20 protein-coding genes are annotated in these 22,141 nt (G+C 73.0%); 5 read left to right on the forward strand and 15 right to left on the reverse strand.

Going from position 1 to position 22,141, the window contains the following annotated elements; all coding sequences use genetic code 11:
* Positions 1-45 precede the first annotated feature (45 nt).
* Entirely contained in the window at positions 46-2,571 is a 2,526-nt protein-coding gene (locus tag ACGFRB_RS16820; RefSeq protein ID WP_363010883.1) for an ATP-dependent Clp protease ATP-binding subunit, read from the reverse strand.
* 450 nt (positions 2,572-3,021) lie between these two features.
* Between ACGFRB_RS16820 and ACGFRB_RS16825 the strand changes: the two genes are divergently transcribed.
* Positions 3,022-3,762, forward strand: coding sequence for an SCO3374 family protein (locus ACGFRB_RS16825; RefSeq protein ID WP_393243720.1), 741 nt, complete (start codon positions 3,022-3,024; stop codon positions 3,760-3,762).
* Here the strand turns inward: ACGFRB_RS16825 and ACGFRB_RS16830 are convergent.
* The 10 genes from ACGFRB_RS16830 to ACGFRB_RS16875 all read right to left on the reverse strand — a co-directional run bounded on the left by ACGFRB_RS16830 (position 3,741) and on the right by ACGFRB_RS16875 (position 12,657).
* Complete coding sequence (locus tag ACGFRB_RS16830; protein ID WP_361233695.1) at positions 3,741-4,079, reverse strand: Lsr2 family protein; 339 nt, start codon at positions 4,077-4,079, stop codon at positions 3,741-3,743. The two genes, ACGFRB_RS16825 and ACGFRB_RS16830, sit on opposite strands and share 22 nt — an antisense overlap.
* Before the next feature lie 144 nt (positions 4,080-4,223).
* Positions 4,224-4,901 carry an amino-acid N-acetyltransferase gene (locus ACGFRB_RS16835; protein WP_393243723.1) on the reverse strand — a complete coding sequence of 226 codons (678 nt, stop codon included), beginning with the start codon at positions 4,899-4,901 and terminating at the stop codon, positions 4,224-4,226.
* Positions 4,902-4,910: 9 nt separating this feature from the next.
* Positions 4,911-5,552 carry a BlaI/MecI/CopY family transcriptional regulator gene (locus ACGFRB_RS16840; RefSeq protein WP_393244139.1) on the reverse strand — a complete coding sequence of 214 codons (642 nt, stop codon included), beginning with the start codon at positions 5,550-5,552 and terminating at the stop codon, positions 4,911-4,913.
* Positions 5,553-5,754: 202 nt separating this feature from the next.
* Complete coding sequence (locus tag ACGFRB_RS16845) at positions 5,755-5,934, reverse strand: hypothetical protein (RefSeq protein ID WP_361233701.1); 180 nt, start codon at positions 5,932-5,934, stop codon at positions 5,755-5,757.
* A 14-nt stretch (positions 5,935-5,948) separates the two neighbouring features.
* Positions 5,949-6,626: a hypothetical protein gene (locus ACGFRB_RS16850; RefSeq protein WP_393244141.1), complete on the reverse strand. Its 678-nt coding sequence runs from the start codon at positions 6,624-6,626 to the stop codon at positions 5,949-5,951.
* Between the two features lie 304 nt (positions 6,627-6,930).
* The gene (locus ACGFRB_RS16855) at positions 6,931-7,737 is read right to left on the reverse strand and encodes a type III pantothenate kinase (RefSeq protein ID WP_361233704.1); all 807 of its coding nucleotides are present in this window, start codon (positions 7,735-7,737) and stop codon (positions 6,931-6,933) included.
* Positions 7,737-8,771, reverse strand: a complete 1,035-nt coding sequence (nadC, locus tag ACGFRB_RS16860; protein WP_393243725.1) for a carboxylating nicotinate-nucleotide diphosphorylase — start codon at positions 8,769-8,771, stop codon at positions 7,737-7,739. Before nadC ends, ACGFRB_RS16855 begins: the two co-directional genes overlap by 1 nt.
* Positions 8,772-10,571 carry an L-aspartate oxidase gene (locus tag ACGFRB_RS16865; protein ID WP_393243727.1) on the reverse strand — a complete coding sequence of 600 codons (1,800 nt, stop codon included), beginning with the start codon at positions 10,569-10,571 and terminating at the stop codon, positions 8,772-8,774.
* On the reverse strand, positions 10,568-11,713 hold the full coding sequence (panC, locus tag ACGFRB_RS16870; protein WP_393243729.1) for a pantoate--beta-alanine ligase: 1,146 nt from the start codon (positions 11,711-11,713) through the stop codon (positions 10,568-10,570). The genes ACGFRB_RS16865 and panC overlap by 4 nt, the downstream gene beginning before the upstream one ends.
* On the reverse strand, positions 11,710-12,657 hold the full coding sequence (locus ACGFRB_RS16875; protein ID WP_393243731.1) for a Rossmann-like and DUF2520 domain-containing protein: 948 nt from the start codon (positions 12,655-12,657) through the stop codon (positions 11,710-11,712). The genes panC and ACGFRB_RS16875 overlap by 4 nt, the downstream gene beginning before the upstream one ends.
* A gap of 488 nt (positions 12,658-13,145) precedes the next feature.
* Between ACGFRB_RS16875 and ACGFRB_RS16880 the strand changes: the two genes are divergently transcribed.
* Positions 13,146-14,267 (forward strand): threonine aldolase family protein, encoded by a 1,122-nt coding sequence (locus tag ACGFRB_RS16880; protein WP_393244143.1) that lies wholly within the window; start codon positions 13,146-13,148, stop codon positions 14,265-14,267.
* A gap of 507 nt (positions 14,268-14,774) precedes the next feature.
* On the opposite strand, the gene ACGFRB_RS16885 is transcribed toward ACGFRB_RS16880, so the two are convergent.
* Positions 14,775-15,089 carry a hypothetical protein gene (locus ACGFRB_RS16885; RefSeq protein WP_393243733.1) on the reverse strand — a complete coding sequence of 105 codons (315 nt, stop codon included), beginning with the start codon at positions 15,087-15,089 and terminating at the stop codon, positions 14,775-14,777.
* 100 nt (positions 15,090-15,189) lie between these two features.
* Here ACGFRB_RS16885 and ACGFRB_RS16890 point away from each other — a divergent pair, with 100 nt between their 5' ends.
* The gene (locus tag ACGFRB_RS16890) at positions 15,190-16,281 is read left to right on the forward strand and encodes a DUF5937 family protein (protein WP_393243735.1); all 1,092 of its coding nucleotides are present in this window, start codon (positions 15,190-15,192) and stop codon (positions 16,279-16,281) included.
* Between the two features lie 66 nt (positions 16,282-16,347).
* Here the strand turns inward: ACGFRB_RS16890 and ACGFRB_RS16895 are convergent, their stop codons facing one another.
* Entirely contained in the window at positions 16,348-17,022 is a 675-nt protein-coding gene (locus tag ACGFRB_RS16895) for a response regulator (RefSeq protein ID WP_393243737.1), read from the reverse strand.
* Positions 17,023-17,125: 103 nt separating this feature from the next.
* Positions 17,126-18,319: a sensor histidine kinase gene (locus tag ACGFRB_RS16900; protein WP_363010849.1), complete on the reverse strand. Its 1,194-nt coding sequence runs from the start codon at positions 18,317-18,319 to the stop codon at positions 17,126-17,128.
* Between the two features lie 159 nt (positions 18,320-18,478).
* Here ACGFRB_RS16900 and ACGFRB_RS16905 point away from each other — a divergent pair, with 159 nt between their 5' ends.
* Both ACGFRB_RS16905 and ACGFRB_RS16910 read left to right on the forward strand, forming a co-directional pair.
* Entirely contained in the window at positions 18,479-19,513 is a 1,035-nt protein-coding gene (locus tag ACGFRB_RS16905; RefSeq protein WP_393244145.1) for an SAM-dependent methyltransferase, read from the forward strand.
* A gap of 5 nt (positions 19,514-19,518) precedes the next feature.
* Positions 19,519-20,676, forward strand: coding sequence for an NADH-quinone oxidoreductase subunit D (locus ACGFRB_RS16910; protein ID WP_393243739.1), 1,158 nt, complete (start codon positions 19,519-19,521; stop codon positions 20,674-20,676).
* Positions 20,677-20,859: 183 nt separating this feature from the next.
* Here the strand turns inward: ACGFRB_RS16910 and ACGFRB_RS16915 are convergent, their stop codons facing one another.
* Positions 20,860-22,122 carry a hypothetical protein gene (locus tag ACGFRB_RS16915; protein ID WP_393243741.1) on the reverse strand — a complete coding sequence of 421 codons (1,263 nt, stop codon included), beginning with the start codon at positions 22,120-22,122 and terminating at the stop codon, positions 20,860-20,862.
* Between the last annotated feature and the right edge of the window lie 19 nt (positions 22,123-22,141).

Raw genomic sequence — 22,141 nt, forward strand, 5'->3', positions numbered from 1 at the left:
GTTCCGGGACCACCCCTCACTGCTTATTGACGCCGACCGCTCAGGTCAGGCTTCCTTCGACAGGTTCGGGCCCGCGCCGCCCGCCGCCTCGACCGGAGGAACGTCGGGCAGAGCCGACTTCTCCTCGCCGCGGAAGGTGAAGGTCTTCTCCTGACCCTCGCCCTCGGTGTCCACGACCACGATGTGGCCGGGGCGCAGCTCGCCGAAGAGGATCTTCTCGGAGAGGGTGTCCTCGATCTCGCGCTGGATCGTCCGGCGGAGCGGACGGGCGCCGAGCACCGGGTCGTAACCCTTCTTCGCGAGCAGATCCTTGGCGGACTGGGAGAGCTCGATGCCCATGTCCCGGTCCTTCAGGCGGTCGTCCACGCGGTCGATCATCAGGTCGACGATCTTGAGGATGTCGTCCTGCGTCAGCTGCGGGAAGACGATGACGTCGTCCACACGGTTGAGGAACTCCGGGCGGAAGTGCTGCTTCAGCTCGTCGCTGACCTTCGCCTTCATCCGCTCGTAGTTGGACTTCGTGTCGCCCTGGGCCGCGAAGCCGAGGTTGAAGCCCTTCGAGATGTCCCGCGTACCGAGGTTGGTCGTCATGATGATGACCGTGTTCTTGAAGTCCACGACCCGGCCCTGGGAGTCGGTCAGACGACCGTCCTCCAGGATCTGGAGAAGGGAATTGAAGATATCGGGGTGGGCCTTCTCGACCTCGTCGAAGAGGACCACGGAGAACGGCTTGCGGCGCACCTTCTCGGTGAGCTGGCCGCCCTCTTCGTAGCCCACGTATCCGGGCGGGGAACCGAAGAGACGCGAAACCGTGTGCTTCTCGCTGAACTCCGACATGTCGAGGGAGATCATCGCGTCCTCGTCGCCGAAGAGGAATTCGGCGAGCGCCTTGGACAGCTCGGTCTTACCGACACCCGACGGGCCGGCGAAGATGAACGAACCGCCGGGGCGCTTCGGGTCCTTCAGACCGGCGCGGGTACGCCGGATGGCGCGCGAGAGACCGATGACGGCGTCGTTCTGCCCGATGACGCGCTTGTGGAGCTCCTCCTCCATGCGCAGCAGGCGGCTCGACTCCTCCTCGGTCAGCTTGAAGACCGGAATGCCGGTGGCGGTCGCGAGGACCTCGGCGATCAGGTCGCCGTCCACCTCGGCGACGACGTCCATGTCGCCGGCCTTCCACTCCTTCTCGCGCTTCGTCTTGGCGGCGAGGAGCTGCTTCTCCTTGTCGCGCAGCGAGGCGGCCTTCTCGAAGTCCTGCGAGTCGATCGCGGACTCCTTGTCCCGGCGGACGGCGGCGATCTTCTCGTCGAACTCGCGGAGGTCCGGCGGCGCGGTCATCCGGCGGATGCGCATGCGGGAGCCGGCCTCGTCGATGAGGTCGATGGCCTTGTCCGGCAGGAAGCGGTCGGAGATGTAGCGGTCGGCCAGGGTCGCGGCCTGGACCAGCGCCTCGTCCGTGATGGAGACGCGGTGGTGGGCCTCGTACCGGTCGCGCAGACCCTTGAGGATCTCGATCGTGTGCGGCAGCGACGGCTCGGCGACCTGGATGGGCTGGAAGCGGCGCTCGAGAGCGGCGTCCTTCTCCAGGTACTTGCGGTACTCGTCGAGAGTGGTGGCACCGATGGTCTGGAGTTCACCGCGGGCCAGCATCGGCTTGAGGATGCTGGCGGCGTCGATCGCGCCCTCGGCGGCGCCCGCACCCACCAGGGTGTGGAGCTCGTCGATGAACAGGATGATGTCGCCGCGGGTGCGGATCTCCTTGAGGACCTTCTTCAGGCGCTCCTCGAAGTCACCGCGGTACCGGGAGCCGGCGACCAGGGCACCGAGGTCGAGGGTGTAGAGGTGCTTGTCCTTGAGGGTCTCGGGCACCTCGCCCTTGACGATGGCCTGTGCCAGGCCCTCGACGACCGCCGTCTTGCCGACGCCGGGCTCGCCGATGAGGACCGGGTTGTTCTTCGTACGGCGGGACAGCACCTGCATGACCCGCTCGATCTCCTTCTCGCGCCCGATGACCGGGTCGAGCTTGGATTCGCGGGCGGCCTGGGTGAGGTTGCGGCCGAACTGGTCGAGGACGAGCGAGGTCGAGGGCGTGCCCTCGGCGGGACCGCCGGCGGTGGCCGCCTCCTTGCCCTGCTGGTAGCCGGAGAGCAGCTGGATGACCTGCTGCCGCACCCGGTTCAGGTCGGCGCCCAGCTTCACGAGGACCTGGGCGGCGACGCCCTCGCCCTCGCGGATCAGGCCGAGCAGGATGTGCTCGGTGCCGATGTAGTTGTGGCCGAGCTGGAGGGCCTCGCGGAGCGACAGCTCCAGGACCTTCTTGGCACGAGGAGTGAAGGGGATGTGCCCGGACGGGGCCTGCTGGCCCTGGCCGATGATCTCCTCCACCTGCTGGCGGACCGCCTCGAGCGAAATCCCGAGGCTCTCCAGGGCCTTAGCGGCGACACCCTCACCCTCGTGGATAAGGCCCAGAAGGATGTGCTCGGTGCCGATGTAGTTGTGGTTGAGCATCCGGGCTTCTTCCTGAGCCAGGACGACAACCCGCCGCGCGCGGTCGGTGAACCTCTCGAACATCGTTAATCGCTCCTCAGAGCGGTCAGTCAGTTAGGGGTCGATCCCCTCCCTGTCCTTCCGCAGCTTAGTCCCGCAAGCGGGGACCGCTCATTCCAACTGCCGACATCCGTCCGGATCACCCCCTGCTTACAGGGGAGACCGCTTGCCGAACACTCGACAAATGCTCCAACTCGATGGTGCGAGACGATGTTCCCGCAGGCCAAGCCGTCAGCCTCGGCTTAAGTACGCCGATGGCGAACGTGTGGCGCTTCTGTCTGCGAGACGCCCCTCCTCACATGGAATGTCTTACCCGTAGGCACGGACACTCCATGCGGCGCACCCCGGTTCCCTCCGCTACGGGCGAACAACCTTGCGCGCCCGAATGCACCCGTACGCCCCCATCATGGACACTGCTCGCTCCGGATCAAGGACCGAGCGTGACCAAACTCCCGGCGGGGACGTTCCCCGAATATGCCTCCCGCCACCCTTCTTCCCCTCCCCCGCGTACCCCTCGCCGCACCCCTCCCCGTACCTCTCGACGCGCCTCTCGACGTGTCCTTCGGCGGTGGTGCGGTGCGTGCGGACCCGGGGGACCGGACGGGCCCGGAGGCACGGTGGGTCCGGTGGGCCCGGTGGTACGAGCGCGAGCTGGGCTGGCCCGCCGAGGCGGGGCCGCCCGTACGCCTGCGGACGGGGGTGCGCTTCGACGTCCTGGAGCTGCCCGACGGAGCCGGCCGCGAGACGCTGCGCCGGATGGGTGCCGGGCCGGGGCCCGGAACGGGTCCGGTGGCCCTCACGGGGCGGCGGATGTGCTTCCTGCTCGCCCCCGGAAGCGCCGATGAGCTGCCCGGACTCCTGGAGTGGCTGGAGTGGGGCGGGATCCGGCTGGACCTGCGGGCCCTTGGAGCGGGCGGTCTGATGACCGCCCCCGCGCCCGCCCGGCGGGGTGGGCCCGGCGGCGCCGCGGTGTGGCTGCGTCCTCCGCGGCCGGGTCCCGGCGCGGAGTCCTCGCTGCCCGCCCTGCGCCCCTCCCCCTGGAGCGGTGCGGGCGGCGCGAGCGGCGGCCCCTGTCTGGCGCGGCTGGTCGCCACCGCCGCCGCCGCGTGCCATCGGACGCGGCTGCTGGGTGCGGACCGCGACCGCCTGCCGGGGCCGGGTGCCGTGGCACCGGCCGGCCGGCAGCGGGCGGGTCAGCGGTTGGCGTCCTCGTAGGCCGCCTTGATGTCGGCGGGCACGCGGCCGCGGTCGTTCACGTTGTAACCGTTCTCCTTCGCCCACGCGCGGATCTTCGCGGTGTCCGGGCTGCCGGCGGAAGCGGCGGCACGGCCCTTGCCACGGGTACCGGCACCTCGCCCGCCGGTACGGCGGCCATTCTTGGTGTACGGCTCGAGCAGGCCACGGAGCTTTTCCGCGTTGGCGGTGGTGAGGTCGATCTCGTAGGACTTCCCATCGAGCGCGAACGTCACGGTCTCGTCCGCCTCGACACCGTCGAGGTCATCGACAAGAAGGACCTGAACCTTCTGTGCCACCGGATTTCCTTTCATCGAAAATGCAGTACGCGGAAAGGAAACCGCTTTTCCCGGGAAAACACAAACCCCTGGGAGAGGTTCAGAACCCCGGCAGCGCGGGAAACATGCGCGATTCGGACATAGATGGTCCGTTCCGTACCCCGATCACAGGTGCAGAAGCATCCGGCTGTTGCCCAAGGTGTTCGGCTTCACTCGTTCGAGTCCCAGGAACTCCGCGACACCCTCGTCATAGGAACGCAGGAGCTCGCTGTAGACATCTCCGTCGACCGGAGTCTCCCCGATCTCGGTGAAGCCGTGCTTCGCGAAGAAGTCCACTTCGAAGGTGAGGCAGAATACCCGGCGCACGCCGAGCCAACGGGCGGTGTGCAGCAACTTGTCGAGCACCTGATGTCCCACTCCGGCGCCCTTGAAGGAAGGGTCCACCGCGAGAGTACGTACTTCCGCGAGGTCCTCCCACATCACGTGCAGCGCGCCGCAGCCGACGACCGTGGCGTCGTCGTCGCGTTCCGCGACCCAGAACTCCTGAATGTCCTCGTAAAGGGTCACGGTCGCCTTGTCGAGGAGGATGCCGCGCCGTACGTACGGGTCGACGAGGCGGCGCAGCGCGGCCACGTCGGAGGTGCGGGCCCGGCGGACGGTGATGGCGCCGGCGGCCCGGCGGGCGGCGGCCGGATCGGGGACGGAGGCGGGCGGCAGCGGCTGGGCGGAGGACGCCGGAGCCTGGGCCGGGGACGACGCCGGGGCCGGGGCCGGGGCGGAGGCGAAGTCGGACGACGGGGACGACGAAGACGCCGAGGATGACCGGGATGACGGGGATGACATGGGGGGACGTTACCGCCCGGACTCCGCGTCCTCTTCGTCCCCCTCGGCGGGTTCGCCGGATTCCCCGGGGGCGGCGGGAGCGGGTTCCGTGGCGGCGGCGGTCTCGGCGGAAGCGGCGGCCTCGGCGGGTTTCCCGGCTCCGGCGGGGCCCGTCGCTCCGGCGGGCTTCGCGGATTCGGCGGGTTCCGCGGGCGGCTCCGCGACTTCGCCAAGTTCGGTGGCCCCGGCGGCTTCCGCGGGCTTCGTGGTTTCCGCCGATTCCGTGGATTCCGCCGATTCGGCCGGGGCGGGAACGGCGGCGGGAACGGCCGCGGCCGCTTCGGGGTTGCCGCCCTGGACGATGCGGACGGCGGCGTCGAGTGCCTCGCGCTGGCCGGGCGACATCATGCCGAAGAAGGCGACGAGGGCGGCGGCGGGGTTGTCGCTCTGCGCCCACGCTTCGTTCATCAGTGCGGCCGAGTAGGCGGCACGGGTGGAGACCGCCGTATATCGATAGGCGCGGCCTTCGACTTCCCGGCGCACCCAGCCCTTCTGATGGAGATTGTCCAATACCGTCATGACGGTGGTGTAGGCGATGGACCGTTCCCGCTGGAGATCTTCCAGGACTTCCCGGACGGTGACCGGACGGTTCCATTGCCAGACACGGGTCATGACCGCGTCTTCCAGTTCTCCCAGTTGACGGGGCACAGCGCCACCTTAGTGCGAGACGACCGAATATACGTCCATTTATTAATAAATCGCCCCACTGGGGAACAAAAAGGACGTACGGCCTGACGGCGGTCGTACGTCCTCGGGGCGTGCGAATGTGTGGGGCCGCCACCCGGAAGGGCGGGCGGCCCGAGCATCGCGGGGGCTACGCGACGGTGTCGGCTCCCGGCTGCCGGGCCGACTCGGCGCGGGCGAGGGCCGCGTCCACGGCGGCGTCCTCCTTGGCCTTGTTCGGGCCGCCCTGGGTCTTGACGATCGTCACGACGAGGGCGATGAAGAACACGGCCATCACGACGGGGGGCAGGAGCGCGGATACGTAGTCCATGACGTCCAGAGTAGCTATCCGGCGACGCGTTCCCCGGCCGGGGGCGGCACTGCCGGCCGCCGGCGCGGCGGGAACACTTCGGACGGTTTGGGGACGGGCCGTTCACCCGGCTCGGGCGACTTCACGCCGGGCCGGGACGGGGTGGCGGGCGGGGGCCGCTTCGCCCCTTTGCCCCGCTCGTCGGCGGCCCGGCCGCCCGGCAGGGCGAGCAGCCGGGTGCGCTGCGGCAGGACGGGAGCGAAGGGGGTACGGGGGCCGGCGGTCCGCGCGGGGGCCATGGGGGCGGCCGCCCGGACGGGGGTACGGGCCTGGGCCTGGGCGACGCGGCCGAGGCGAACCCGGACGGAACGCTCCGCGAGCACCAGACAGCGGGCGAGCAGGGTGGCGGCCATGGCGTTGCCGCGCAGGGCGCGCAGGGCGGCGAGGTCGTCGGCGTGCGGGTCGTGACCGGCGGCGAGGGCGTCCTGGAGGAGTTCCAGATAGCCGGTGAGGGAGCCGGGGAGGGCCTGGCGGTAGCGGGTCAGGTCGGCGAGGAGGAACGCGCGGTGACGGCCGGCCTCCCGCACGGCCTCGTCCACGGAATCGGCCAGGCGCAGACACTCCTGGACGTCCTCGTCCTGAAGGGGGGCAGGGTTGAGTGCGGTGGCGAGGGCGCGGCGGAGCACACGCAGCTCGTCCGCGCTGAACGCCATGCCGCCGCGGGGTCCGTAGGGCGTGGGCATGAGCCGACGATACGCGCTAATCGGACAAAAACCCTGCTTTTCGATCTTCCGGGCGAGTCCCGGCGGGAAAACCGCGCGCACGGGTGGATTGACGGCCGCAGGGGCGACGAATGCCGCCGAAAGGGAGGGGGCGGGGCCGGCCGGAGCGGGGCGGGTGCGGAGCCGAGCAGCCGGCGGGCGGCAGACGGCGGGGGCGGGGGCGGGGGCGGTCCGGCGATCGTCGTGCCCGCCACCCTGCCCCGCCCCGGCCCGCCCGCCGGGTCACGTCACGCGGTCAGAGCCGCGCCACGTTCCGCTCGTACACCAGACGCAGCCCGATGAGGGTCAGCCACGGCTCGTGCTCGTCGATCTCGTTCGAGTCGGAGAGCACCATCGGCGCGAGGCCGCCCGTCGCGATCACGGTGACGTCCGACGGGTCCCCGTTCGGGCCCACCAGCTCGCGCTTCATCCGCGCGACGACACCGTCGACCTGACCGGCGTACCCGAAGACGATGCCGGACTGCATGGCCTCGACGGTGTTCTTGCCGATGACGCTGCGCGGCCGGGCCAGCTCGATCTTGCGGAGCATGGCGCCCTTGACGCCCAGCGCCTCGACCGAGATCTCGATGCCCGGCGCGATCGCGCCGCCCGCGTACTCGCCGCGCGGGGTGACGGCGTCGTACGTGGTCGCCGTACCGAAGTCGACGACGATCGCCGGGCCGCCGTACAGCTCGATGGCCGCGACCGCGTTGATGATGCGGTCGGCGCCGACCTCCTTGGGGTTGTCCGTGAGGACGGGGACGCCCGTCTTGACGCCCGGCTCCACCAGGACGGCGGGGACGTCGCCGTAGTAGCGGCGGGTCACCTCGCGCAGCTCGTGCAGCACCGACGGGACCGTCGCGCAGATCGCGATGCCCGCGACGCCGTCGCTCAGCTCGGCGCCGAGCAGCGGGTGCATCCGCATCAGGCCCTGGAGCAGCACCGCCCACTCGTCGGCGGTGCGGCGCGGGTCCGTCGAGATGCGCCAGTGCTCCACGATCTCCTCGCCGTCGAAGAGGCCGAGGACCGTCTGCGTGTTGCCGACGTCCATGGTGAGCAGCATCAGGCGCGCACCTCGCGCAGGTCGAGACCGATGTCGAGGATCGGGGAGGAGTGGGTGAGACCGCCCACCGCGAGGTAGTCGACGCCGGTGGCGGCGTAGGCCGCCGCGCTGTCCAGGGTGAGCCGGCCGGAGGACTCCAGGGTCGCGCGGCCCGCGACCAGGGCGACCGCCTCCTCCGTCTCGCCGACGGTGAAGTTGTCCAGCAGGATCAGGTCGGCGCCCGCGTCCAGGACCTCGCGGACCTGGTGCATCGTGTCGACCTCGACCTCGATCGGGATCTCGGGGAACGCCTCGCGCACGGCGGCGAAGGCCTCGGCCACGCCGCCGGCCGCCACCACGTGGTTGTCCTTCACCAGCGCGGCATCGGACAGCGACATGCGGTGGTTGACGCCGCCGCCGCAGCGCACCGCGTACTTCTCCAGGGCGCGCAGGCCCGGGGTGGTCTTGCGGGTGTCGCGGACCTTGGCCTTCGTCCCTTCGAGGAGGTCCGCCCAGCGGCGGGTGGCGGTGGCGATGCCGGACAGCCGGCACAGGATGTTGAGGGCGCTGCGCTCGCCGGTGAGCAGGTCGCGGGTGCGGGCGGTGACGCTGAGCAGCTTCTCGCCGGCCTCGACGCGGGCGCCGTCCTCGACGTGCCGCTCGACCTCGAACGCGTCGGTGCAGACGATGGACAAGACCGCCTCGGCGACCCGCAGTCCGGCCACCACGCCGGCCTCGCGGGCGGTGAAGTCGGCGGTCGCGACCGCGTCCTCGGGGACGGTGGCCACGGTCGTCACGTCGACACCGCCGTCGAGGTCCTCGGCGATGGCCAGGTGGGCGATGTCCTCGACCTGGACCGGGTCGAGCCCGGCGTCGGCGAGCAGCTCGGCGAGCGCCGGGTCGAGCCCGCACTCGAATTCGTCGCCCTCGCCGCAGGCGCAGCCGTCGCCGCAGCCGCCGGCCTCGGCGTCCTGCCCGGACGGGGCGCTGATCTGGATCAGGGGGACGTCCACGGGCTCGGGACGGCTCTCCTCGGGGGTGCTCGGCGTGGTCACTTACTGCTCCCTGGGTGCATCGGGGGTTACGGCGGGAAAGTCCGGGGTGGCGGTACGGGTGACCGTCAGGCGCCGGTCCGGCGTCAGGCGTACGACGAGGTGGCGGCGCCAGGCGCTGTCGTCGCGGTCGGGGTGGTCCTCGCGCCAGTGGCAGCCGCGGGTCTCCGCGCGGGTGCGGGCGGCGGCGACCAGGACGCGGGCGACGCACAGCAGGTTGGTGGTCTCCCAGGAGTCCACGCCCGGTACGGCGGGCTTGTGCTCGCCGGCGCCGCCGGCCGGGCCGCGGCGCAGGTCGTCGAGGGCGGCGGCGGCTTCGGCGAGGCTCTCGGCGGAGCGGAGCACGCCCGCGCCCCGGGTCATGATCCGCTGCATCTCGCGGCGGACCTCGGGGGCGAGGAGCGGGAGGACGGCGGTGCCGGTGGTGGGACCGGTCTCGGCCCAGGTCTCGGTCCCGGCCCAGATCTCGGCCTCGGGCTCGGGCTCGGCCTCGGGCTCGGTCCGGTTGCCGGCCTCGGGCGCGCCCGTTCCATGGATAGCGGCGCTCTCCGTGTGCGGGCCGTGCGCGATGAGGTCGGCGGCGATGCGCTCGGCGAAGACCAGGCCTTCGAGGAGCGAGTTCGACGCGAGCCGGTTGGCGCCGTGCACCCCCGTACAAGCGACCTCCCCGCACGCGTAGAGGCCGGGAACGGTCGTACGGCCGCGCAGGTCGGTGCGGACGCCGCCGGACGCGTGGTGCGCGGCGGGGGCGACCGGGATCGGCTCGGTGACGGGGTCGATGCCGTGCGCCCGGCAGGCGGCCAGGATCGTCGGGAAACGGTTCTCCCACATCTCGGCGCCGAAGTGACGGGCGTCGAGGTACATGTGATCGGCGCCCTTTCCCGCCATCCGGCGGGTGATCGCCTTGGCGACGATGTCGCGGGGCGCCAGTTCGGCCAGTTCGTGCTGACCGAGCATGAAGCGGACCCCGTCGGCGTCGACGAGGTGGGCGCCCTCGCCCCGTACCGCCTCGGAGACGAGCGGCTGCTGGCCCTCCGCGCCGACGCCGAGGAACAGCACCGTCGGGTGGAACTGGACGAACTCCAGGTCCGAGATCTCGGCGCCGGCCCGCAGCGCGAGCGCGACGCCGTCGCCGGTGGAGACGGACGGGTTGGTCGTCGCGGAGAAGACCTGTCCCATGCCGCCGGTGGCGAGGACCACGGCGGGGGCGTGGACGGCGCCGACGCCGTCGTGCTGGCCCTCGCCCATCACATGGAGGGTGACGCCCGCCGTACGGCCGTCGGTGTCCTTGAGGAGATCGAGGACCAGGGCGTGTTCGATGGTGCGCACGCCACGCGCGCGTATGGCCTCGACGAGGGCGCGGGAGATCTCGGCGCCGGTCGCGTCGCCGCCCGCGTGCACGATCCGGCGGCGGTGGTGGCCGCCCTCCCGGGTCAGCGCGATCGCGCCGTCCGCGGTGACGTCGAAGGAGGCGCCGGTCCCGATGAGCCGGCGGACGGCGTCGGGGCCCTCGGTGACCATCGCGCGGACGGCCTCGGTGTCGCAGAGCCCGGCACCGGCCACGAGGGTGTCGTCAAGGTGCTGCTCGGGGCTGTCGCCCTCGCCGAGGGCGGCGGCGACGCCACCCTGGGCCCAGCGGGTGGAGCCGGCGTCGAGCAGGGCCTTGGTGACGACGACCGTACGCAGCCCGGCCGCGGTGCAGCGCAGGGCCGTGGTCAGGCCGGCGACACCGGAGCCGACCACGACGACGTCGGCGTCGACGGTCCAGCCGGGGGCGGGGGCGTCCAGCCGTATTCCGGTCACTTCACCGCTCCAAGGGTGAGGGGGAGGTTGTCGATGAGCCGGGTGGCGCCCACCCGCGCGGCGATGGCGAGCACCGCCTCCCCGGTGTGGTCGTCGGCGACCTCGGTGAAGTCGGCCGGGTCGACGAACGCCAGGTAGTCGAGGGTGAGCGGCGGCTCGGCCTTCGCCGCCTCGTCGAGTACGGCGCGGGCGGCGGCCCGTACGGCCCCCGCCGCGTGGTGCTCGGCGGCCTGGGCGACCGCGTGGGCGTCGGCGGCGGCGCGGGCCTCGCCGAGCCGCGACAGCGCCTCGGCCCGGTCCCCGGACCGGCCCTGGGTGCCGGGCAGGGCCGTCGCGCGGGCGCGCAGCGCCTCCTGGGCGGCGAGCCGGTCGGCGCCGGCGAACAGGGCACGGGACAGGGCGAGGGCGGTGCGGCGCTCGGAGGCGGACAGGTAGCGGTTGCGGCTGGACAGGGCGAGTCCGTCGGCCTCGCGGACGGTCGGCACGCCGACGATCTCCACGGGGAAGTTCAGGTCGCGGACCATGCGGCGGATCAGGGCCAGCTGCTGGGCGTCCTTCTGGCCGAAGAAGGCCAGGTCGGGACGGGTGAGGTGGAGGAGCTTGGCGACGACGGTGAGGACACCGTCGAAGTGGCCGGGCCGCGAGGCGCCTTCGAGGCGTTCGCCCATGGGGCCGGCGGTGATCCGTACCTGCGGCTCGCCGCCCGGGTAGACCTCGTCGACGGCGGGCGCGAAGACGGCGTCGGCACCGGCGGTCCTCGCGAGGGTGAGGTCGGCGTCGAGGGTGCGCGGGTAGCGGTCGAGGTCCTCGCCCGCGCCGAACTGGAGCGGGTTGACGAAGACGGTGACGACGACGGTGCCGTCCGGGCCGACGTGCTCGCGCGCGGCGCGGATCAGGGTGGCATGGCCGTTGTGGAGGGCGCCCATGGTCATGACGACGGCGCGGCGGCCGCCGCCGTGCGGCAGGGCGAGCAGGTCGGCGGCCGTACGGACCAGGGCCGGGGTGGTGGCGGCCGGAGCCGGGGCCGCGGTCGGGGTGGCCGTCGGGGCCGGGGTGGCGGCCGGGGCCTGGTTCCGGTTCGAGGCCGGGTTCGGGGCCGGGTTCGGGGCCGGGTTCGGGGCCGGGTTCGGGGTGGTGGTCATCGGTGGTCGTCCCCCTCGGCGAGCACGCCCAGCAGATCCTCGGCCAGCTCGGGCTTGAGCAGGCCGTGCGCGAGCGCCCGGTCGGCAGTGGCGCGGGCCATCGCGAGATAGCCGGCGACGGTGCCGGGCGCGTGCTTGGTCAGTTCGGCGACATGGGCCGCGACGGTGCCCGCGTCGCCTCGGGCGACCGGCCCGGTGAGGGCGGCGTCGCCGGAGCGCAGGGCGTTGTCGAGGGCCGCGCCGAGCAGCGGGCCGAGCATCCGGTCCGGGGCCGAGACGCCGGCGGCGCGCAGCAGCTCCATGGCCTGGGCGACCAGGGTGACCAGGTGGTTGGCGCCGAGCGCGAGGGCCGCGTGGTAGAGCGGCCGGTTCTCCTCGGCGATCCACTCGGGCTCGCCGCCCATCTCGATGACCAGGGCCTCGGCGGCCAGCCGCAGTTCTTCGGGGGCGGTCACGCCGAAGGAGCAGCCGGCCAGCCGCTGGACGTCGACGGAGGTGCCGGTGAAGGTCATGGCGGGGTGCAGCGCGAGCGGCAGGGCACCGGCCCGGCGGGCCGGGTCGAGGACCTGGACCCCGTAACGCCCCGAGGTGTGCGCGAGAAGCTGGCCGGGGCGCACGGAACCGGTCTCGGCCAGACCCTCGACGAGGCCGGGCAGGGCGTCATCGGGGACGGTGAGCAGGACCAGGTCGGCGAGGGCGAGCACGCGGGCCGGCTCGACGACGGGGACCTCGGGCAGCAGGGTCGCGGCGCGGCGTCGGGAGGCGTCGGAGACCGCCGAGACGGCGACCGGGCGGTGCCCGGCGAGCTGGAGCGCGGCGGCGAGCGCGGGGCCCACGCGGCCGGCGCCGACGACTCCCACGGTGAGCCGGGCGGGGCGGTCCTCGGCGCGGTCCGCCTGGGGCTGCCGGGGCTGCGGGGGCTGGGGTTCTGGGGGTGCGTTCACGGTGTGGGGTCGGCCTTCTTCCGTTCCAGTCCGCGGGGGGTACCGGACGATTTCTCGTCATGCTACGCCAGCGTTCGGGGCCTCTCACGGGCTGTCCCCGGGCGGTCCGGGGGCGGTCCACGGACGGTCCGGGGGCTGTCCCCGGCCGGTCCGCGGGGATGCGGGACGGCAGGGCGGCGGCGGGAAAACGGCCCGGGAGACGGCCCGCAAGATGGCCGGGGAACGACGGTCGTGCGCCGGGTGTTCGCCGGTCGGCGGGCGGGTCGGCCGGGGGCAGCCGCCGGGTCGCTCGTCCACGGATTCATCCGTACGACAATCATCCCGAGGCTGTGGAAAACTCCGGGCACGAAAGTCCCCACATGACCCATCATCGGGCCATGGAATCCGATCGGCTCGCGGAAGAGCGACGAGAAGAGACAGTGGCGGACGCGTCGGCGGGGGCGGGCGCCGGGGGCGCGGCGGCGCCGGAGCAGGAGGCGCGGCCGGGCATGTACCGGGCGCGGGTGTGGGGCGGGGCATCGCGCAAGCTGTGGCAGGCCCCGCTGGACCACACGGTCGCGGACGGACTGCGGGACCTGGCCGAGTGGGCCGGGACCACGCCGTACGGAGGACAGCTGCCCGACCTGTACGGGGACGGCGTGGTGGAGGAGCTGGAGCGGCGGGTCGCCGAAGAGCTGGGATTCCCGGCCGCGGTCTTCTTCCCCACGGGCACCATGGCCCAGCAGGTGGCCCTGCGCTGCTGGGCCGGCCGGACCGGCAATCCGGTCGTCGCTCTCCACCCGCTCGGCCATCCGGAAGTGCATGAGAACGGCGCGTTCGGGTCCGTGAGCGGGCTGCGCACGGTCCATCCGACCGACGCGCCGCGACTGCCGACCGCGCAGGAGATACGGGAGGTCCCGGAGCCGTTCGGGACGCTGATGCTGGAGCTGCCGCTGCGCGACGCCGGGTTCGTGCTGCCGTCCTGGGACGAGCTGGTCGACGCGGTGGAGGCGGCCCGGGAGCGGGACGCGGTGGTCCACTTCGACGGCGCCCGGCTGTGGGACTGCGCGACGCACTTCGGCCGAGGACTGCCGGAGATCGCGGGCCTGGCGGACAGTGTGTACGTCTCGTTCTACAAGTCGCTCGGCGGTCTCTCGGGCGCGGCGCTCGCCGGCCCCGAGGACCTGGTGGAGGAGGCCAGGCTGTGGCGCCACCGCTACGGCGGGATGCTCTTCCAGCAGTACCCGGTGGCCCTGTCCGCCCTGCGCGGCCTCGACACCGAGCTGCCCCGGCTGCCCTCGTACGTGGCGCGGGCCCGGATCGTGGCCGAGGCGCTGCGGGAGGCCTTCGAGCAGGAGGGCGTGGGCTGGTTCCGGGTGCACCCGGAGATACCCGCGACCCACCAGTTCCAGGTGTGGCTGCCGTACGAGGCCGACACTCTGACGGCGGCGGGACTGGCCCTCACGGAGGACACCGGCACCTGCCTGTTCCGCCGCTGGTTCCCCGCGCCCGCGGGCGGCCCGCCGGGGGTGGCGATGGCGGAGGTGACGGTGAGCGCGCCGGGCCTGGAGTGGACGGCCGAGGACGTGAAGGAGGCGGTACGGGAGTTCCTGGCGCGCGTACGGGCATAGGCCCGCACGCGCGGGAGCGCGGCAGGGCATGACCGCGCACGTGAGCGGACGGCGCACACGACGGGACGGCGGGACCTCCAGGAGGACGCGGCCGGACGAAAGGCGGGGCGAAGAACAGGGCCGGGCGACGACCGGGCCACGGGTTCCCGGCGGGCCGCCGGTCGACCCTCGTGCACGAGGTGTCCGACGAGCCGCTCGGTCCCCGGCCATCCTGGCGCGCACCCCCTGGACAACGCGACAGGTGGCTTGGCTCGGCGACGGAACCCGTGTTCACGCCGGCGGGCGCGGTGGTCAGGGCCGCCCCTCGGGCCTGTCGGACGGCCGCCGCGCCCGGGATCACGTCGCCGTGCGCGCTGCCGCAGCGACGGACGCGGTCGACGACGTCCCAGGCCATGGCCGAACCGGGCACCGGCGCCGGAACGGGGGCGGGAGGGGCGAGGGCGGGGTGGGGGGCGGGGGGGGGTGGGCCCCCTGAAGGACGTCGGGAAGACTGCCGGGGCGAGTACGTCAGCAGGCTCCCGCCCCGCCCCGCAGATCCCTTCGCCTCGGCGATCCGGCTCCCGACGGCCCGCCCCGCAGCGAACCACCCCACGAGGAACCACCCTCCGGCGAGCCACCCCGCTGCGACGCGCGCCGCGTTCGCCGCAGCCACCATCGAAGGCGTCCGCTCGCCGGGCGGCCGGCGAGGACGGCTTCGAAGCGGGTGTGGTCGCGGGCCGCGCGCAGGGCGGCGAGATCGTGAGTACCGGGGGCCGGGGGCGGGGCCTCGCCGAGCCGTGCGGACCGGTAGCTGTCGAAGAGGTACTGGTGGAGTGCGTTCATGGCCACACCGTGCGCCCGCCGGCCCGGCCCCCGCCCGTCGTTTGACGGCCCTGGTCAAACGGGACGACATCCCCCGCACCGGCCCCGGCACCATAGGGGCGTGAGCGTGACCATCGACATCACCGGGCTGCCGCACGAGCGGATCGTCTTCTGCCCCTCGCCCCTGGCCGAGCTGGCCAATTCCCTGCATGCGCTGTCCGAGCCGGCCCATCACCCGGGCCAGCACGCCTGGGCGACGACGACCGCCGCCGCGCTGGAGCCCGGGCTCGCCGACCGGCTGCACGAAGCCGACTTCATGTGGCGGTCCACCCGCTCCGACTTCCTCATCCCCGCCCAGCCCCGCGAGACGCTCGGCGAGGAGCTGGACGACATCGACCGGCTCGACGACGAGAAGTTCGTCGGCTCCGCCCTCGAGATCTCCTGTAGCAGCGCCCATTACGGCCGCGGTCTGCCGTCCCCGCTGGTCGACGACCACTCCCGGCGCCGCGCGCTCGACCTGGCGGCGGCGCGCGGCCCGCGCCAAGCGGCGTTCGCCGCCCGGGTCCTCGCCGACCCGGCCGGCATGCGGGCCTGGATACGCAGACTCCTGGAGGACTGCGACGAGGCGTTCTTCGGCGACACCTGGCGCCGGGTCCGGTTCCAGCTTTCCGCCGACGCCCGCCACAAGTCGGAGCTGCTGCGCCGCAAGGGCCTGGCCGAGGCCCTCGCCGCCGCCTCCCCCGCGCTCGCGCTGGAGGAGGACGACCGCGGCAGCCGGATCGTCGTCGACAAGCTGGTGCAGGGCCGTACCTCGGCCCGGGACACCGCCGTGACGCTGATCCCGACCGTGTTCGGCTGGCCGCATCTGACCGCGGTCTACGGGCCCGGCTGGCAGCCGGTCATCCACTACCCGGCCGCCGCCCACGAGGTCGGCGGCACCCCGCCCGTCGATCTGGTGCGAGCCCGGGTGGAGGCGCTGGCCCACCCCATGCGGATGAATCTGTGCCGGAGCCTGGCGCGCGGCCCGTACTCGACGAGCGAGCTGGCCGACGCGCACGCGATCACCGCCCCCGAGGTGTCCCGTCACCTCGCCGTCCTGAAGAAGGCGGGGCTGCTCACCACCCAGCGCCGGGGCCGGTACGTGCTGCACCAGCTGGACTTCCCCGTCGTCGCCCGCCTCGGCAGCGACTTCCTGGAGTCCGTGCTCCGCTGACGCGGGCCGGGACCAGCCGGGGCCGGCCGGACCGGCCCCGGACCAACCGGTCCGGGGCTCAGCGGCTCAGCGGCCACCGGCCCGGACCAGGCCCGTCTCGTACGCGAGGACGACGACCTGCACCCGGTCGCGCAGGCCCAGCTTGGTCAGGATCCGGCCCACGTGCGTCTTCACGGTCGCCTCGGACAGGACGAGACGCGCGGCGATCTCGCCGTTCGACAGGCCCTGGGCGACCAGCAGCATGACCTCGCGCTCGCGTTCCGTCAGCCGGTGCAGCGCGCTGTCGGCGGCCCTGGCCTCCTGCCCGGTGGACGGCAGCATCGCCGAGAAGCGGTTCAGCAGGCGGCGGGTGGTGGACGGGGCGACCACGGCGTCGCCGCTGTGCACGGAACGGATCGCGGCGAGCAGCTCGCCCGGCGGCACGTCCTTCAGCATGAAGCCGCTCGCCCCCGCCTTGAGCCCGGAGAACGCGTACTCGTCCAGGTCGAACGTGGTCAGGATCAGCACCTTCGGCGCGTCGGGCTCGGCGCAGATCCGCCGGGTCGTCTCGACGCCGTCCAGCTTCGGCATACGGACGTCCATCAGCACCACGTCGACCTCGGCCGTCCGCAGCACCTCCAGCGCCTCCACCCCGTTGCCCGCCTCGGCCACGACCTCCATGTCCGGCTGGGCGGCGAGCACCATGCGGAAACCGGTGCGCAGCAGCACCTGGTCGTCGACGAGCATCACGCGGATGGACATCAGGGCAGATCCTTAAGGGTCGGAGGTCCGGGAGTCGGGGTCGAGGTCAGGGCCGGGGTCAGGGGCCGGGTCCTGGCAATCGGGGGCCAGGGGAGCCGGTGGGTCAGTGGGCGGGCTTCAAGGGAAGCAGGGCGCTGATACGGAAGCCTCCACCGGACCGCGGGCCGGCGTCGAGAGTCCCGCCGACCATACCGACGCGTTCGCGCATGCCGATGAGGCCGTGACCGCGCCCGTCCGCGCCACCGTCCTCGTACATCTCCTGCGGCGCCCCGCGCCCGTCGTCCTCGACCAGCAGCCCGAGCCCGTCGTCGAAGTAGAGGAGCCGGACGCTGGCACCGACGTCGGGGCCGCCGTGCTTGCGGGTGTTGGTGAGGGCTTCCTGGACGATCCGGTACGCGGTGAGCTCGACGCCGCTGGGCAGCGGGCGCGGGGTGCCCTCGACCTTGAAGTCGACGACGAGGCCGGTGCCCCGCACCTGCTCGACGAGGTCCTCGATCTGCCGGACGTCGGGCTGGGGCACGTACTCCCCCGCCTCCTGGTGTTCGCCGGTGCGCAGGATGCCCAGCAGCCGGCGCATCTCGGCGAGGGCCTGACGGCCGGTCCCGGCGATGGTCTCCAGGGCCTGCTTGGCGGTCTCGGGCGAGGTGTCCATGACGTAGGCGGCGCCGTCGGCCTGGACGACCATCACGGAGACGTTGTGGGCGACGACGTCGTGCAGCTCGCGGGCGATCCGGGCGCGTTCGGCGGCGACGGCGACCTTGGCCTGGGCTTCGCGTTCCCTCTCCAGGCGCGCGGCGCGTTCCTCCAGCTGGGCGAAGTAGGCGCGGCGGGTGCGCAGGGAGTCGCCGAGGACCCAGGCGAGCGCGAAGGGCACCGTCATGATGACCGCGAAGAAGATCTGCGGGCCGCGGGAGTGCGGCACGTCCGGTGGCCAGGCCAGCTGGGAGAGGGGCGAGGCGGTGAGTCCGCCGACGAGCGCGAGCCGGGAGGCCCAGCGGGGGCCCTCGTGCGCGGCGACCGTGTAGATGATCACGAGCATCGCGAAGTCGGCGACGAACGGAGTGACCCCGAAGACCAGCTGGAGCACCCCGACGCCGATCACGAGGAGCAGCATCCTCGCGGGCGCGCGGCGGCGCAGCGCGACCGCGAGGCTGAGCAGCCCGGAGGCGACGGCGTACGCGGGGAGCGATCCGGTCAGCGGGGGCGCGCCCACCCACGAGAGCCCGAAAAGGACGACGGCCCAGAAGACGTCGACGCCCGTCGGGTGTCCGCGGAGGAAATCGTAGATGCGCTGCACGTGACAAAGCGTAGGGAAGACGGGCAGGTGCGGGAGTCAACCGTGGGTTCGATCCTTACCCGACCGTGCCTACTCCCCAAGGTGGAGGCAGAGGGGAAACTGGTTGCCGTGAGGGACGAGACGAGCCGGTGGCAGGGGTGGCGGGGCTGGCGCGCGGCGATGGAGGAGGCGCTGTACGGGCCGGGCGGCTTCTTCCTGCGCCCTGAGGGTCCGGCCGGGCACTTCCGTACGTCGGTGCACGCGTCGCCGCTGTTCGCGGGCGCGGTGGCGCGGCTGCTCGTCCGTACGGCACGGGAGCTGGGCGGAGACGGGGACGAGGACGGGGACGAGGTCGCGTTCGTGGACGTGGGCGCCGGGCGGGGCGAGCTGCTCGCCGGGGTGCTGGCGGCGGTGCCGGAGGGGCTGCGGGTGCGGGCGTACGGGGTGGAGCGCGCGGCCCGGCCGGCGGGGCTGGATCCGCGGATCGTCTGGACGGACCGGGTGCCCGAGGGACTGCGGGGGCTGCTGTTCGCCAACGAGTGGCTGGACAACGTGCCGGTGGAGATCGCCGAGGTCGACGAGGCGGGGGCGGTGCGGTACGTGGAGGTCGCCGCGGACGGCCGAGAGCGCCTGGGCGCGGTCGTGGCCGGGGCGGACGCGGCGTGGCTGGAGCGTTGGTGGCCGCTCGGCGAGCCGGGTGAGCGGGCGGAGATCGGGCGGCCGAGGGACGAGGCGTGGGCGGCGGCGGTCGGGTCGCTGTCGGCGGGTACCGCGGTCGCGGTGGACTATGCCCATCTGCGGGCGGCGCGTCCGCCGTTCGGCACGCTGGCCGCGTTCCGCGAGGGCCGGGAGGTCGCCCCGGTGCCGGACGGCAGCCGCGATCTGACCGCGCATGTGGCGCTGGACGCGTGCGCGGCGGCGGTCGGTGGCGAGGGGACCGCGGGAGCCGGAGCGGGCACGGACACGGGCGCAGGCACAGGCACAGGCACGGACACGGGCGCAGGGTCACGGACGCGGATCGTCACGCAGCGGGAGGCGCTGCGCGATCTCGGGGTGTCCGGGGGGCGTCCGCCGCTCGCCCTGGCCTCGGCCGATCCCGCCGGTTACGTGCGCGCGCTCGCGGTGGCCGGCGAGGCGGCGGAGCTGACCGCTCCGGGCGGTCTGGGCGATTTCCTCTGGCTGGTCCAGCACGTCGGCGCCCCCGCGAGATACTGAGCGGCATGACGCACAGGGCGCAGCGGGAGACGACGGTCGGCATCGGCGGCGCGGCGGAGAGCACCGACATGGTGCTGAACATCGGGCCGCAGCATCCCTCCACGCACGGCGTGCTGCGGCTGCGCCTGGTGCTCGACGGCGAGCTGGTGCGGGAGGCCGAACCGGTCGTCGGCTATATGCACCGCGGGGCGGAGAAGCTGTTCGAGGCACGGGACTACCGTCAGATCATCATGCTGGCGAACCGGCACGACTGGCTGTCGGCGTTCTCCAACGAGCTCGGGGTCGTGATGGCCGTCGAGCGGATGCTCGGCATGGAGGTGCCGGAGCGGGCCGTGTGGACGCGGACGCTGCTCGCGGAACTGAACCGGGTGCTGAACCATCTGATGTTCCTCGGCTCCTATCCGCTGGAGCTGGGTGGCATCACGCCGGTCTTCCACGCGTTCCGGGAGCGCGAGGAGCTCCAGGCGGTGATGGAGGAGGTCTCCGGCGGCCGGATGCACTACATGTTCAACCGGGTCGGCGGCCTCAAGGAGGATCTGCCGGCCGGCTGGCTCGGCCGGGCGCGGCAGGCGGTCACGGACGTGCGGTCGCGGATGGACGTGTACGACCGGCTGGTGCTCGGCAACGAGATCTTCCGGGGGCGGACCCGCGGGGTCGGGGTGCTGCGGCCGGAGACGGTGCACGCGTACGGGGTGTCGGGGCCGATCGCGCGCGCGTCGGGGGTCGACTTCGATCTGCGCCGGGACGAGCCGTATCTGGCGTACGGGGAACTCGGCGACGTGCTGCGGGTGGTGACCCGGACGGAGGGCGACTGCCTGGCCCGGTTCGAGTGCCTGCTCGACCAGACGCACAACGCCCTGGAGCTGGCCGACGCGTGTCTGGACCGGCTCGCGGAGCTGCCGCCTGGGCCGGTGAACCAGCGGCTGCCGAAGGTCTTGAAGGCGCCGGAGGGCCACACGTACGCCTGGACGGAGAATCCGCTCGGCATCAACGGCTACTACCTGGTGTCCAAGGGCGAGAAGACGCCGTACCGGCTCAAGCTGCGCTCGGCGTCGTACAACAACATCCAGGCGCTGACGGAGCTGCTGCCGGGCACGCTGGTCTCGGACATGGTGGCGATCCTGGGGTCGCTGTTCTTCGTGGTCGGCGACATTGATAAGTAGAGCCAAGTAGGGCTAAGTAGAGCCAAGTAGGGCTCAGCAGGGCCAAGTAGGCAAAGTAGGGCCTCATAGAGCCAGGCGAAGCCGGACAAGCCGCCCGCGCCGAGCGGCATATGACGAAACGGCGGGAGCCGGTGGACCGTGGTCCACCGGCTCCCGCCGCGCGTGTACGTCGTGGAGTCCCTCTTACGAGTTGACCGCCCCGCGCAGCTCGGTGAGGTCCAGCTGCTCGGTCTCGTCGTGCGCCGTCAGGTCGATGACCTGGCCCATGGCCTGGCCGATGACACGCGGCTCGGCCGCGGGTGACGGGGTGTCGGCGCCGGCCAGGACCTCTTCGCCGACGACGTCGGCGAGGTCGGTGTCCTGGACGGCCTCGATCGCGGCGGCCTGCTTCTTGGCGCCGGGCGCGGCGTGGGTGCCGAAGTAGTCGAACCCGCCGGCCGGACGGGGCACGGGGCGGCGGGCGGCGTACGGGACGATCGCGGCCGCGGCGGGCACGGTACGCAGGACGGCGGGCCTGGTGTGCGGCTCCACCGGGGCCTCGGTGCCGGCAGCCTCGGGGGCCTTGGGCTCGGGCTCCGTCTTGGTCTCGGCCTCGGGCTTGCCCTCGATGCCGACCTCGGTCTCGGACGCGTGCTCGACCTCGGACTCGGCCGCGTGCTCGACCTCGGACTCGGCCGCGTGCTCGACCTCGGACTCGGCCTCGGCCTCGGGCGCGACCTCAGACTTGGCCTCAGACTTGGCCTCGGGCTCGACTTCGGACCCGGCCTCGGACTCGGCCTGGACCTCGGACCGCGGCGCGTGGCCGCCCTCGGCGCGGGCTTCCAGGGCGAGCAGGGCCTCGGCCGCCCGGCGGAACGCCTCCGGGGTGAGCGGGGAGACGGCCCCGGACTCGTCCACGGCCTCGGCCACGACCTGGGCCTCAGGCGCGGCCTCGGGCGCGGAGTCGGAATCGGCCGGGGGCAGCGCGGCCGGGGTCGCCTTGGCGGCGGCGCCGCTCTCCAGGGCGAGCACACGGCGGCCTTCCAGGGCGCTGGCGCGCTCGGTCTCCGCCGTGGCGTAACGGCGCAACAGATCGGCGTGCTCGCTGCGCAGACCGGCCAGTTCGACGCGCTTGGCGCGCAGCTTGGCGTCGAGGCGGGCACGCAGCTCGCGCGACTCCTCCAGGTCGGACTCCAGCTCGGCGATCCGTTCCTCGGTCTTCCACTGGTCGGCGGCGCGGGCGCGGGTGAGTTCGGCGACCTGACGGCCGGCGCTGTGGTCGCGGCGGCGCATGAGGACGACGCCGGTGACGGCGGCGGCCGCCGCCGCGGCGACGAGGAGTCTGAGCACCACGGGTTCACCGAACAGCCAGGCGCCTGCGGCACAGACGACAGCAGCCCCGGCGACCGAGGCTGGTGGCAGGAGCTTGTGCAGGGGTGGGGAATGGCGGTGACGTCCACGTGGCATGGCCTGAAATTTACCGTGC

It is taken from the genome of Streptomyces sp. NPDC048718 (genome assembly GCF_043198875.1).
In the GTDB taxonomy this organism is placed as follows: domain Bacteria; phylum Actinomycetota; class Actinomycetes; order Streptomycetales; family Streptomycetaceae; genus Streptomyces.

Coding starts and splice junctions, on each gene's coding strand:
- ACGFRB_RS16905 (WP_393244145.1), top strand. CDS start 18,479: ATGGAGGAGGCGCTGTACGGGCCGGGCGGCTTCTTCCTGCGCCCTGAG.
- ACGFRB_RS16835 (WP_393243723.1), bottom strand. CDS start 4,901: ATGTCATCCCCGTCATCCCGGTCATCCTCGGCGTCTTCGTCGTCCCCG.
- ACGFRB_RS16845 (WP_361233701.1), bottom strand. CDS start 5,934: ATGGACTACGTATCCGCGCTCCTGCCCCCCGTCGTGATGGCCGTGTTC.
- ACGFRB_RS16915 (WP_393243741.1), bottom strand. CDS start 22,122: ATGCCACGTGGACGTCACCGCCATTCCCCACCCCTGCACAAGCTCCTG.
- ACGFRB_RS16825 (WP_393243720.1), top strand. CDS start 3,022: ATGCCTCCCGCCACCCTTCTTCCCCTCCCCCGCGTACCCCTCGCCGCA.
- ACGFRB_RS16850 (WP_393244141.1), bottom strand. CDS start 6,626: ATGGCGTTCAGCGCGGACGAGCTGCGTGTGCTCCGCCGCGCCCTCGCC.
- ACGFRB_RS16880 (WP_393244143.1), top strand. CDS start 13,146: ATGTACCGGGCGCGGGTGTGGGGCGGGGCATCGCGCAAGCTGTGGCAG.
- ACGFRB_RS16885 (WP_393243733.1), bottom strand. CDS start 15,089: ATGAACGCACTCCACCAGTACCTCTTCGACAGCTACCGGTCCGCACGG.
- ACGFRB_RS16895 (WP_393243737.1), bottom strand. CDS start 17,022: ATGTCCATCCGCGTGATGCTCGTCGACGACCAGGTGCTGCTGCGCACC.
- ACGFRB_RS16840 (WP_393244139.1), bottom strand. CDS start 5,552: ATGACCCGTGTCTGGCAATGGAACCGTCCGGTCACCGTCCGGGAAGTC.
- ACGFRB_RS16910 (WP_393243739.1), top strand. CDS start 19,519: ATGACGCACAGGGCGCAGCGGGAGACGACGGTCGGCATCGGCGGCGCG.
- panC (WP_393243729.1), bottom strand. CDS start 11,713: ATGACCACCACCCCGAACCCGGCCCCGAACCCGGCCCCGAACCCGGCC.
- ACGFRB_RS16855 (WP_361233704.1), bottom strand. CDS start 7,737: ATGCTGCTCACCATGGACGTCGGCAACACGCAGACGGTCCTCGGCCTC.
- ACGFRB_RS16820 (WP_363010883.1), bottom strand. CDS start 2,571: ATGTTCGAGAGGTTCACCGACCGCGCGCGGCGGGTTGTCGTCCTGGCT.